This window comes from Carnobacterium gallinarum DSM 4847 (assembly GCF_000744375.1).
GTDB lineage: Bacteria > Bacillota > Bacilli > Lactobacillales > Carnobacteriaceae > Carnobacterium > Carnobacterium gallinarum.
In genome coordinates, this window is the sequence record NZ_JQLU01000004.1 from 256,122 (window position 1) to 267,588 (window position 11,467).

Annotated in this window: 13 protein-coding genes; 12 read left to right on the forward strand and 1 reads right to left on the reverse strand. The window is 33.9% G+C overall.

The window, feature by feature from the left end; translation table 11 throughout:
* Nucleotides 1-323: 323 nt before the first annotated feature.
* Nucleotides 324-971: a PAQR family membrane homeostasis protein TrhA gene (gene trhA / locus BR43_RS03950; protein ID WP_034559711.1), complete on the reverse strand. Its 648-nt coding sequence runs from the start codon at nucleotides 969-971 to the stop codon at nucleotides 324-326.
* A gap of 323 nt (nucleotides 972-1,294) precedes the next feature.
* On the opposite strand from trhA, the gene BR43_RS03955 reads away from it, so the two are divergent.
* The 12 genes from BR43_RS03955 to dprA all read left to right on the forward strand — a co-directional run bounded on the left by BR43_RS03955 (nucleotide 1,295) and on the right by dprA (nucleotide 11,427).
* On the forward strand, nucleotides 1,295-2,137 hold the full coding sequence (locus BR43_RS03955) for a DegV family protein (protein WP_034559713.1): 843 nt from the start codon (nucleotides 1,295-1,297) through the stop codon (nucleotides 2,135-2,137).
* Between the two features lie 103 nt (nucleotides 2,138-2,240).
* Nucleotides 2,241-3,176, forward strand: a complete 936-nt coding sequence (locus BR43_RS03960) for an SGNH/GDSL hydrolase family protein (protein WP_034559715.1) — start codon at nucleotides 2,241-2,243, stop codon at nucleotides 3,174-3,176.
* Between the two features lie 22 nt (nucleotides 3,177-3,198).
* Nucleotides 3,199-3,843, forward strand: a complete 645-nt coding sequence (locus BR43_RS03965; protein WP_034559717.1) for a YpmS family protein — start codon at nucleotides 3,199-3,201, stop codon at nucleotides 3,841-3,843.
* A 19-nt stretch (nucleotides 3,844-3,862) separates the two neighbouring features.
* Nucleotides 3,863-4,387 (forward strand): peptide-methionine (S)-S-oxide reductase MsrA, encoded by a 525-nt coding sequence (msrA, locus tag BR43_RS03970; protein WP_084679729.1) that lies wholly within the window; start codon nucleotides 3,863-3,865, stop codon nucleotides 4,385-4,387.
* Nucleotides 4,384-4,605: a YozE family protein gene (locus BR43_RS03975; protein WP_034559721.1), complete on the forward strand. Its 222-nt coding sequence runs from the start codon at nucleotides 4,384-4,386 to the stop codon at nucleotides 4,603-4,605. Before msrA ends, BR43_RS03975 begins: the two co-directional genes overlap by 4 nt.
* A 25-nt stretch (nucleotides 4,606-4,630) precedes the next feature.
* Complete coding sequence (gene deoD, locus BR43_RS03980) at nucleotides 4,631-5,341, forward strand: purine-nucleoside phosphorylase (protein WP_034559723.1); 711 nt, start codon at nucleotides 4,631-4,633, stop codon at nucleotides 5,339-5,341.
* Nucleotides 5,342-5,356: 15 nt separating this feature from the next.
* Nucleotides 5,357-6,874, forward strand: coding sequence for a S41 family peptidase (locus BR43_RS03985; RefSeq protein WP_034559725.1), 1,518 nt, complete (start codon nucleotides 5,357-5,359; stop codon nucleotides 6,872-6,874).
* A 176-nt stretch (nucleotides 6,875-7,050) separates the two neighbouring features.
* Nucleotides 7,051-7,596, forward strand: coding sequence for a signal peptidase I (gene lepB, locus BR43_RS03990; protein ID WP_034559727.1), 546 nt, complete (start codon nucleotides 7,051-7,053; stop codon nucleotides 7,594-7,596).
* A gap of 52 nt (nucleotides 7,597-7,648) precedes the next feature.
* A complete protein-coding gene (lepB, locus tag BR43_RS03995; protein ID WP_034559728.1) occupies nucleotides 7,649-8,299 on the forward strand; it encodes a signal peptidase I in 651 nt (216 codons plus the stop codon).
* A gap of 404 nt (nucleotides 8,300-8,703) precedes the next feature.
* Nucleotides 8,704-9,573, forward strand: a complete 870-nt coding sequence (ylqF, locus tag BR43_RS04000) for a ribosome biogenesis GTPase YlqF (RefSeq protein ID WP_034559729.1) — start codon at nucleotides 8,704-8,706, stop codon at nucleotides 9,571-9,573.
* Nucleotides 9,570-10,340 (forward strand): ribonuclease HII, encoded by a 771-nt coding sequence (locus BR43_RS04005; RefSeq protein WP_034559731.1) that lies wholly within the window; start codon nucleotides 9,570-9,572, stop codon nucleotides 10,338-10,340. Before ylqF ends, BR43_RS04005 begins: the two co-directional genes overlap by 4 nt.
* Before the next feature lie 202 nt (nucleotides 10,341-10,542).
* Nucleotides 10,543-11,427: a DNA-processing protein DprA gene (gene dprA / locus BR43_RS04010; protein WP_034559733.1), complete on the forward strand. Its 885-nt coding sequence runs from the start codon at nucleotides 10,543-10,545 to the stop codon at nucleotides 11,425-11,427.
* The last annotated feature ends 40 nt before the right edge of the window (nucleotides 11,428-11,467 follow it).

The window sequence follows — 11,467 nt, forward strand, 5'->3', positions numbered from 1 at the left end:
CTTCAATAAAAGACTGTATCTTAATTATCCATTTAAATCATATAGGCAATAAAGTTGTCACTTTCCATACTGCCATTCATTCATTTCTGTCCAATAATCTGATTGATAGATTGAAATACTAGGTAAGGTTGTGTCACAAAGTGGAGAAGTAGGATCAGTTCTTTCATCGATATGTAGTGACGTTTGGAAAGAAAAGTCCGTTTAAACCAGGTAATCGTCGTATTTTTTGCTGGCCAGTGTTGATTGAGTAAATTTCGTCATAATAAGATATCCAATTAAAAATAGAGCAATCCCAAATAGGACTACTCTATCAAATGTTAGTATTATACATAAAGTAAAATTGAGAAATACATTAATCCAGTACCTAACATCACGAAAAGATGCCATAAAACATGCATGAATTTTACTGAACGCATGCTATACACTAATGCACCGACTGTAAAGGAAACACCACCAGCTACTAATAGCCAAAAACCAACTACGCCAAGACCATCATATAAGGGTTTCATTGCTGTGATACATAACCATCCCATAATGATATAAATAACTGTCGAGGCATTTTGAAATTTTCCTAACCAAATGGACTTGTAAACAACGCCTAAGACTGCCATTAGCCAAATAATTCCAAAAAGTGTCCAGCCAAAAGTGCCACCAATTGTGACTAAGCAGTAAGGTGTATAGGTTCCGGCAATCAACAAGTAAATACTACTATGGTCGAATATTTGGAAAACGCCTTTAGCTCGGGTGAATATCAAGCTATGAAATAATGTTGAAGCAAGATAGAGTAAAATTAATGTCGTTCCATAAATTGCATAGGAAACTGTTTCAAGAGTGGAACCCGAATTTGCTCCTTTGATTAATAAGATGACTAAGCCAGCGATACTTAGACCAGCAGCAACACCGTGAGTAACCGCGTTAAAAACTTCATTTACGATTAAATACGTTTTAGAAAATTCAGTTGTTTGTTTCATGAAAATAAACCTCCAATTTTATTGAATTAGTTAAGCTAGTTGTCTTTTTTACAAGTAGTATAGTCTCTTTAGTAAGAGGTTTAATTATTAAATTTTAGACTTTATTTAGTTGAGCAGATAAATTTCTAAAATAAGCTGAAACTTTCGATGATTTTTTATGTTTTTCCGTCTTCTCTAGTGTACGAAAATTCAAGAATCTGTTATACTACTTAACAGAAGTCAAAAAAATAGAGAAACAAAAAATGGACGGTTTCCTTTGCTTTTCATTATTATAACATGAACTTCTCTATTTTTGCATAAAGAAAGTGTGGGATTAATAAAAAATGAAAAAAATTAAGATTGTGACCGATTCCTCAGCAGAGTTAGGTCAAGATGAGATTGAACAGTTAGGGATTTATGTGTTGCCTTTAACAGTTATGATTGATGATGAATCCTATGTAGATGGTGAAACACTAAAAAAAGAAGATTTTATGGAGAAAATGAATAAGTCTAAAGCTTTGCCTAAAACTAGCCAGCCTCCAATTGGTCGTTTTGTTGAGTTATACGATGAATTAGGTGCAGATGGTAGTGAAGTCATTTCAATTCATATGACTGAAAAATTAAGTGGTACAGTAAATGCTGCCCGTCAAGCTGCTGAGCTATCTCAGGCCAATGTAACAGTTATTGATAGTGATTTTACTGACCGTGGTCAATCTTTCCAAGTGCTTGAAGCTGCAAAATTAGCCCAAGATGGTGGAGACAAAGAAACTATTTTAAAACGAATTGCGCATGTTAAAGAACATACAAAACTATATATATGTGTGGTTACTTTGGAAAACTTAGTAAAAGGTGGACGAGTTGGGAAACTTGCTGGTGCTTTGTCCTCGTTACTAAATGTTAAAGTCATGATGGAACTAGTCAATGGTCAATTAGAAGTATGCGTTCGTGGACGTGGTATGAAACCAATTAACAAATGGATTGGGGAATTACAAGAGAAATTAAAAACAACGCCTAATTTAAATGCGGTTTCTTTTTCCTATGCGGATGATGTTGTTTATTTAGAGAATCTGAAAAATGAGTTCCAAGCAATTTTGCCAGATGTACCTATGCGTGTAAAACTAACGAGTCCAATCATTTCAACTCATGCTGGAAAAGGTGCATTTGCAATTATGTACTATACAGATTAAAAATGAGTAAACATAAAAGAGGCTGAGGACTTTTTGTCTCAGCCTTATTTTAAACATTTGGTTATTTAAAAGATACTTAACTTTGATTTAAGGAGGATTGTTTATGAAGCGAGTACGTTCCATAATAGGGATTGTTCTTTTTCTTGGTGTTGTTTCTTTTCTTGTTTTTCAAGTGATGAATGTAACGACAAAACGTCCAGAAAACTCAACAGTAGCAGATACTCAAACTAAAAATAGTTCAGCAACGCAAGAAAATCCTTTGAAATTAGTTGCCATTGGAGATTCCCTAACAGAAGGTGTAGGGGATAGTACTTCTAGAGGTGGTTATGTCCCACTTGTTGCAGGTTTGTTAGAGGATGATGGGAAAAATAAACGAGTGATATCAACAAGTAATTACGGTATTGCAGGAAATCGTAGTGATCAGATTTTGAAGCGAATTAAGAAAGATACTAAACTACAAATGGATGTAAAAAAAGCTGACGTTATCGTTTTAACGGTTGGTGGAAATGATTTGATGAAAGTTGTGCAATCAGAACTTTTAAATGTAAAAGAAGAGAGCTTTGTTGAGCCAGAGAAAGCATATCAGGAACGTGTAAAAGCTATTTTTTCTGAATTAAGAGGAATGAATTCAGAAGCGCCACTATTTATTTATGGTATTTATAATCCTTTTTATCTTTATTTCTCTGATATTACAGAGATGCAAGACGTTGTAACTTCATGGAATAAAGCAACCGAAGCAGTTGTAAAAAAAGAAAAGAAAGCGTATTTCATTCCAATCAATGATTTATTATATAAAGGTGAAAATCAAGCAGTGGTTTCTGGTTTAAAGGGAAACGCTGCTGAATCAAGCTCTTCTAATGCTAAAAAAGCAACTACAGCAGATGATTTTTCGACCGCAATGGATAATAGTAAAATTGTAAATAATCTTCTTTTTGAAGAAGATCGTTTTCATCCCAATGATATTGGTTATGGGTTGATGGCCCAAGCTTTATATGAGAAAATGTTAGAGAATTCAAACTCATGGGAAAAGAGTGAGTGAATGATACTGAAGGAGAATATGTATGGCAGAAGAAAAAAAGAAATTTCTGAGTTCTTTAAAACCAAAAGGACCAGTCAATCCATGGAAATGGATTTGTTTAGGATTAATCGCTTTGTTGCTAGGTGTTGGAATTTGGGGATATAGTAAAGTAATCACTCCAGTAAATACTATTCAAGATACAAAAACACAACAGGTAAAACAAACTGTTTCATTTGAAGTAGCGTCTAAAAAAGCTGAAATTAATCAATTAGTTGCTCATTCTCTCAATGAATTTATTGAGGCAGGGGATATTGAGTATCAATTTATTTTAAATGACGAAGCAGAACTAATCGGTACGTTCCAAGTATTTGGTCATGATGTTCAATTTTATCTTTATTTAGCCCCCTACGTAACGGAGAATGGCAATGTTCAATTGAAAGCAACTAGTTTGTCTATTGGGCAATTAGATTTACCGATTACCTATGTAATGAACTTCATTGCAAAACAATATAAATTGCCTGATTGGGTTCAAGTTGATAGCAAAAAACAATTAATTTTATTAAATTTAAATGAATACAAATTAAGTAATGGAATGATTATTACTGCGAAGAAAATTGATTTAAAAACAGATGATATTCGTTTTAATATCTCACTTCCTTTAAAGGAAATTAAAAAGACGACAAAATAGAAATGGAGGGATGGATAATATGACTGAAAAAGCAATATTTGCTGGTGGCTGTTTTTGGTGTATGGTAGCTCCCTTTGATCAATTGCCTGGAATTGAAGGTGTTCTTTCTGGATATACAGGGGGACATACTGAAAATCCAACTTATGAAGAAGTTATGAATCATACAACAGGTCATACGGAAGCTATTGAAATTTTGTTTAATCCAGATGTGATATCGTATGAGAAATTAGTTGAGATTTATTGGCAGCAAACAGATCCGACAGATGCAATGGGACAATTTCAAGATCGTGGGGATAATTATCGACCGGTTATTTTTGTAGCCAATGCCCAGCAACGTCAACTGGCTGAAAAATCAAAAAAAGTATTAGAAGCTAGTGGGAAATACAAAAATCCTATCGTAACAACGATTGAAGAGATGTGTCCTTTTTATCCAGCCGAAGCGTATCATCAAGAATTTTATCAAAAAAATCCTGAACGATATGCACAAGAAAAGTTAGAACGTCAAGCTTATGTCATAGAAAAGGAAAGTGGGGGCACTGAATGAGACAATCTTTTTATCAGTTTTTAATGACTGAGCGCAATCCACATAAACGTGAGGGAATCAGTCAATTTGCCAATGATGCATTTCTTGACACAGGTTTTCCAAAACAGTCAGAAAATTACCATGATATTAGCCACTATTTAGAAATGAATGGTGACTATCTATCCTCTATGCGAATCTTTGATGAGGCATGGGAACGTTATATTGAAAAAATGACTTAATTAAGACTATTAGGAGGAAAAAATAATGAGTATTCATATTGAAGCACAAGTAGGACAGATTGCAGAGACGGTTTTGTTACCAGGAGATCCTTTGAGAGCAAAATACATTGCTGAAACATTTTTAACAGATGTACAACAATACAACCGAGTGCGTAATATGCTTGGTTATACAGGATTGTACAAAGGAGAGCGTATCTCTGTTCAAGGAACAGGTATGGGATTACCGTCAATGATGATTTATGCAGAGGAGTTAATTACTCAATATGATGTAAAAAATTTAATTCGTGTTGGAACGGCTGGTGGGATGCAAAAAGATGTGAAAGTTCGCGATGTTGTGTTAGCACAAGGAGCAACAACGGATTCTAGCATTAATCAAAATACTTTTGGTGGTCAAGTGGATTTTGCTCCAATCGCAAATTTTGATTTATTAAAAACGGCTTATGAAGTTGGAACAAAAAGTGGTCTGTCATTAAAAGTTGGAAATGTCCTATCATCTGATCGGTTCTATAATACCGAGATGGACAAAGTAAAATTAGCTGAATACGGAATTTTAGCAGTTGAAATGGAAGCCGCTGGTTTATATAGCGTAGCAGCTAAGCACAATCGTAAAGCGTTAGCTATTTTAACCATTAGTGATCATATTTTCACTGGTGAAGAAACGACTTCCGATGAAAGAGAACGTACTTTTGACGACATGATGATTGTTGCATTAGAAACAGCTTTAACACAAAAATAATTTTGGAGGCGTCCTATGAATAACGAACCAAATGAATCTAAGGAACAAAAAGACACCGTTCAAGCTCCTAAGAAAAAAACGACGGTTAGTTTAACTGGATATATCTTATCATTAGTAGTTGTAGCAGTTGTAGCAATAGGCGGCACGTATCTAACTACCAAACAGTTAACTGCAAATCAAAATGGATTAATTGCTAGTAAAACAATTGATAAAACAACGAATAAAGAAACAACAAAAGAGTTTAAAAAACTAGAAGAAATCTATCAACAATTAACTACACGCTTCTTTGAAAAAACCAATAGTAATAAGCTGATTGAAGGAGCTATTACAGGAATGGTTAATTCATTAGATGATCCTTATTCCCAGTATTTAAATGTGAAAGAAGCGACAGCATTAGATGAAAATATTTCCTCTTCTTTTGAGGGAATTGGTACCGAGGTCATGAGCCAAAATGATGCGATTACTATTTCTTCTCCAATTGCTGGATCACCTGCTGAAAAAGCTGGTTTAAAAACGAATGACATCATCTTGAAAGCAGATGATAAAGAGTTAACAGGTGTTAGCTTAGCGAAAGCTGTTACGTATATTCGTGGTGAAAAAGGTACGAAGGTAGTCTTGTCGATTAAACGTGGCGATAAAGTATTTGATGTTACTGTAGTGAGAGATACAATTCCCGTTGAGACAGTTAAAAGTCGATTAGACGAAACCGATCCAACTATTGGTTATATTAAAATTACCAACTTCTCCCAACCGACTTATAATGAAGTCAAAGCTGCGGTTGAGACACTTAGAAAAGATGGTGCTAAGTCTTTTATCCTTGATGTTCGTCAAAATCCAGGTGGCTTGCTAGATCAAGCTTTGAAAATTTCCAATATGTTTGTGACAGATGGAAAAAATCTGATGCAAACTAAAGAAAAAGATCAAGAAGCTCAAGTGATCAAAGCAGATACCTCTTTGGGTGATTTTAAAGTAACTGAACCTGTGACATTATTGGTGGATGAAGGAAGCGCTAGTGCTTCTGAAATCTTAGCTGGTGCGATGCAAGAGTCAGGAAATAGAACAGTAATTGGAACAAAAACATTTGGTAAAGGAACGGTTCAAACGGTTGCTAAATTATCTGATAAGAGTGAGTTAAAATTAACTATTGCTAAATGGTTGACGCCAGATGGACAATGGATTCATAAAAAAGGAATTGAGCCTACAATTAAGGTAGATTTACCAGAATATACTCATTTGTTAAGAATTGATGATACGAAGACGTATAAGCAAGGTGATTTATCAGATGAAGTGAAGAATTTACAAGGTATTTTAAAAGCATTAGAATACCCGCTAGATAATACAGATGGCTACTTTGATGCTTCGACTACAGAAGCAGTACGCGCCTTCCAAACAGCTCATGAGTTACCAGTTGATGGAGTTGTAACTGGGAAAACAGCAACAGATTTAGTTAGTGATTTATTAGAGCTAATTAAGAAAAATGATACCCAATATCAAAAAGCTGTTAGTTATTTACAAGAAAATAAAGCTGGATAAATTTAACTGAAAATCACTAAGAAGGGGAGTATCCTTTTTTAGTGATTTTTTGATTTAATCGTTCTTTTTTCATTGAATGAATAAAATTTTATTATTTTCAGCAAAATAATAGTCATTTCTAAGATTATCTTGTATGATAGAGTAAGAGAATAGATTAATAGTTTGGGGCGAAGTACATGAAGAATAAAGCTTGGCGAGACCATCTATGGGATTGGTTTAAAGCCTTAATTTTAGCCGGCTGTGTAGTTGTTCTATTGCGATACTTTCTATTGCTTCCAATAATGGTTCAAGGATCTTCAATGATTCCAACGCTTCACCAAGGAGACCAAATGATTGTTGAATCTATTTCAAAAATCAAACGTTTTGATGTGATTGTTTTTCAAGATGCATCTGAACGAACGTTGGTAAAACGTGTTATTGGCTTACCAGGAGAAGAAATTCGGTATGATCATGATCAGCTCTATGTCAATAATAAAGAAGTGAGTGAGCCTTTTTTAAAGAATAATTTGGTTGAAGCGGCAGGGGAAACATGGACGTCAAATTTTGATCTTAAACAGTTAACGGGAGTCAATAAAATTCCTAAAGATAGTTATTTTGTCTTGGGTGACAATCGTCGTTCAAGTAATGATAGTCGCGTTTTTGGATTTATTACGAAGGATGAGATTATTGGCAAAACGAACTTTGTTTATTATCCATTTAAGCGAATGACGGCGATTAATTAAGTGGGTTAAAAATAACAAACATGTAGATGTGTGTTGGAAAGTAGGAAAGTAAATGGCAAAAACAACTTATTCAGATGAAAGTTTTGATGAAATTGAACGGTTTGAACCAAGAAGTAAGAAACATAAATCGAAACGGAATAAAAAAAGAAATCGGCGTAGTGAAATTTTAAGTACATTTATTTATATTTTAGTTGCTTTAGGGATTGTCTTACTGGTTCATCAATTTTTATTTGCACCGGTAAGTGTTGATGGTGAATCAATGATGCCAACTTTGAGAAACAGAGATCGAATTATTTTAAATAAAATTGAAAAAATTGATCGTTTTGATATTGTGGTGTTCCCAGGTCCAGATGATCCAAGTCGATTGTATATTAAGCGCATCATTGGAATGCCAGGTGATGAGATTTTAATGCAAGAAGATACGCTATACATTAATGGGAAAGCAGTTAATGAACCATATTTAGATGTTTATAAATCTAAACTTGAAAAAGATCAATTGCTAACTGGAGATTTTACGCTAATGGGAAAAACAGGTGTTTCTAAAGTTCCAGAAGGTGAATATTTTGTAATGGGAGATAACCGCTCGAATTCTAAAGATAGTCGCATTTTTGGATTTGTCCATGCTGATAAAATTGATGGTACGGCAGAACTTAGAATTTGGCCCCTGAATGATTTTGGTTTTATTAAGGATCGTAAAAACTAACTAAATAATGTATTAAATAGGGTGGGGATGAGCTAATTCCTCACCTATTTTTTATGAGTGATGGGGAGAGAAAACGTGAGGGATCGATGATTTTAGTTTAAAACTAAGTCTAAAAGGGAAGTTTTTTTAAGGGATTAGTGATAAGGGTTGTTGATCTAAAAAGTAAAAAAGCTGAATGCCATAAGAGGATTTTTTTTAAGCAAGAGATGTGTTACAATGTTAAATGGAAGAAAATAGAAAAAAACATTGATTATTCGGTAAATAAGGAATTTAGCGACTACTTAAAAAACACAAAATATATGTTTTTGACTATCAACAGGATAGATTAGGCAGAGATGAAAATAACAAGCTGAAGGTAGAAATATCTTAGAAAATAATGGATTTAAAGAGAGGAAGAACGAAATATGACAATTCAATGGTTCCCCGGGCATATGGCCAAAGCGAGACGTGAGGTTTCAGAAAAACTAAAGTTAGTTGATATTGTCTTTGAATTAGTAGATGCACGGATTCCTTTATCAAGTCGTAATCCAATTTTAGATGAATTAATTGGGCAAAAACCCCGAATTATTATTTTAAATAAAAGTGATTTAGCAGATGAGCGTCAAACAAAAGCATGGATGGAGTATTTTAAAGAACAAGGTATTTCAGCAGTTCCAATCGTGGCTCAAGAGGGCAAAGGCATGCAAAAAGTTATGTCTGAAGCAAAATTATTGTTAAAAGAAAAATTCGATCGTATGAAAAGTAAAGGGATTAACCCACGAGCAATTCGTGCAATGAGTATTGGTATCCCAAACGTTGGAAAATCAACATTAATTAATCGTTTTATTAAGAAAAATATTGCAAAAACTGGAAATAAGCCTGGTGTTACTAAAGGGCAACAATGGCTTAAATTAGGAAAAGAATTAGAATTATTAGATACTCCTGGGATTTTATGGCCTAAATTTGAGGATCCTCAAATTGGAAAAAAACTAGCTTTAACTGGGGCTATTAAAGATGCATTATTGCAAATGGATGATATTGCTTTATTTGGCTTAGATGTAATGCGCAGCTATTATCCAAAGCAATTGGCCAAACGTTACGGTCTAAATGAACAGGAATTAATGCTAGAGTTACCAGAATTATTAATTCTAATTAGCGAAAAACGCGGTTTCCGTGATGATTATTCACGAGCTAGTGAAATGATCGTTTTTGAAATTAGAAGTGGTCGTTTAGGACGTTATACATTAGATCAAGCACCTGTTCACTTAAGTGTAGAAGGAACGAAAGAAGCATGACAGAAAAATTAACGATTAAGGCTATCAAAGAGTTATTAATAGATATTACAGAAGAAACTGACGAACGAATGATTAAGTTGCAAAAAGACTCACGAAAAGGTGTTGTATCAGCGATTCAAAGCTGGAAAAGACAACAAGAAAAAGCTTTAAAGTTAGAGGCTGACTATCAACGAATGTTGGAGTTTGAACACAATATTTGGGAGAATGATTTGGCTTATATTGCTGGAATTGATGAAGTTGGTCGTGGACCATTAGCAGGTCCTGTAGTTGCAGCTGCTGTTATTTTACCACAAGATTTTCATATTTTAGAAATCAATGATTCTAAGCAACTTTCTGAGAGTAAACGTGATGAATTATATGAAAAAATTAAAGCAGAAGCTTTGGCCATTGGGATTGGAATTAAAGATGAGAGAATTATCGATAAAGTGAATATTTATGAAGCCACAAAATTAGCTATGATTGAAGCGGTAGACAATCTAACAATCGATCCACAATATTTATTAATTGATGCAATGGTTCTTGATTTACCAATCCCTCAAAGCAAATTAATTAAAGGGGATGCTCGTAGTTTATCAATTGCAGCAGCGAGTATTATTGCTAAAGTTACTCGGGATCGGATGATGAAAGAGTATGCTATGGAATATCCAGGCTATGGTTTTGAAAAAAATGCAGGATATGGAACAAAAACCCACTTAGCAGGCTTAGCTGAACATGGAGTGACGCCGATTCATCGTAAAACTTTTGCACCTGTTAAAAACATGCTTTAGGTTAAATAGAATATGCAAGAGATTGAGATTAAAACTAAGAAATAGTTTTAATCTCAATCTCTTTTTTATTTTAAGTAGTAATAGAAAAACATACTTTTTTTCGAGATTGATAGTTATTGCGATAATTTTTTTATTTTTAAAATTTTTCAGACTTTTTTACGAATAATATAGATAAGAACAAAATTTGAAAAGAGGTTGAAATATGCAAAAATTAGAGAGTAAGATTATGGCATTTTTAAAAGAAGAATTGGTTCGCTATGCATTGTGTAAAGGAATTGGAGCAAAGCTGAGTATTGAGCTGATTACACATTTAATAGAAAATCCTAGTCTACCTATTGGTGATTTAGTGAGTAGAATAAATTTAAGTTTAGATAAGCAAGCCTTTTTTTTAAAACAATATCATGCACTCGATTTTAAAGAAATTCAACAAAAGTATGAAGAATTAGAAATTGGTTGGATAACAATTTTAGACGACCACTACCCAGAATACTTAAAACATAGTTACAATCCACCAGCAGTTTTATTTTATCAAGGGAATATTAACCTACTGAATAGAAAAATATTAGCCATTGTTGGCTCAAGAAAAAGTACGAATTATGGTAAGTCTGTCTTGCAAAAACTGTTACCTGAACTGATTGCTGAAGACTTTGTTACTGTTAGCGGATTAGCATTAGGAATCGATCAAGAAGTTCATCAACAAACAATAAAATTAGGTGGAAATACAATTGGAGTGATTGGCACAGGATTGGATTTGTGTTATCCTAAGAACAATCAGGCTTTACAGCAGAGGATGCGTCGTGAACAATTAGTTTTATCTGAATATCCGTTGGGAGCAAAACCATTAAAACAACATTTTCCGATGCGAAATCGGATTATTGCAGGGGTATCGGTAGGAACTGTAGTCATTGAAGCCGCTTTTCGGAGTGGAAGTTTAATTACTGCTAACTTAGCGTTGCAAGAAGGGCGAGAGGTTTTTGCAATTCCCGGAAATGTTACTAATTTATCCTCAGGTGGAACAAATGATTTAATTGTGCATGGTGCAAAGTGTGTCACAAATGCTGGTCACATTTTAGAAGAGTTTTACTAAAAAATACAATAGATATAGGCTCAAAAAATGGTCGAAATCT

Excerpts from the sequence above, each read along its gene's own strand:
- trhA (WP_034559711.1), bottom strand. The coding sequence starts at position 971 with ATGAAACAAACAACTGAATTTTCTAAAACGTATTTAATCGTAAATGAA.
- BR43_RS03985 (WP_034559725.1), top strand. The coding sequence starts at position 5,357 with ATGAATAACGAACCAAATGAATCTAAGGAACAAAAAGACACCGTTCAA.
- BR43_RS04005 (WP_034559731.1), top strand. The coding sequence starts at position 9,570 with ATGACAGAAAAATTAACGATTAAGGCTATCAAAGAGTTATTAATAGAT.
- ylqF (WP_034559729.1), top strand. The coding sequence starts at position 8,704 with ATGACAATTCAATGGTTCCCCGGGCATATGGCCAAAGCGAGACGTGAG.
- lepB (WP_034559728.1), top strand. The coding sequence starts at position 7,649 with ATGGCAAAAACAACTTATTCAGATGAAAGTTTTGATGAAATTGAACGG.
- dprA (WP_034559733.1), top strand. The coding sequence starts at position 10,543 with ATGCAAAAATTAGAGAGTAAGATTATGGCATTTTTAAAAGAAGAATTG.
- deoD (WP_034559723.1), top strand. The coding sequence starts at position 4,631 with ATGAGTATTCATATTGAAGCACAAGTAGGACAGATTGCAGAGACGGTT.
- msrA (WP_084679729.1), top strand. The coding sequence starts at position 3,863 with ATGACTGAAAAAGCAATATTTGCTGGTGGCTGTTTTTGGTGTATGGTA.
- BR43_RS03960 (WP_034559715.1), top strand. The coding sequence starts at position 2,241 with ATGAAGCGAGTACGTTCCATAATAGGGATTGTTCTTTTTCTTGGTGTT.
- BR43_RS03975 (WP_034559721.1), top strand. The coding sequence starts at position 4,384 with ATGAGACAATCTTTTTATCAGTTTTTAATGACTGAGCGCAATCCACAT.
- BR43_RS03965 (WP_034559717.1), top strand. The coding sequence starts at position 3,199 with ATGGCAGAAGAAAAAAAGAAATTTCTGAGTTCTTTAAAACCAAAAGGA.
- BR43_RS03955 (WP_034559713.1), top strand. The coding sequence starts at position 1,295 with ATGAAAAAAATTAAGATTGTGACCGATTCCTCAGCAGAGTTAGGTCAA.
- lepB (WP_034559727.1), top strand. The coding sequence starts at position 7,051 with ATGAAGAATAAAGCTTGGCGAGACCATCTATGGGATTGGTTTAAAGCC.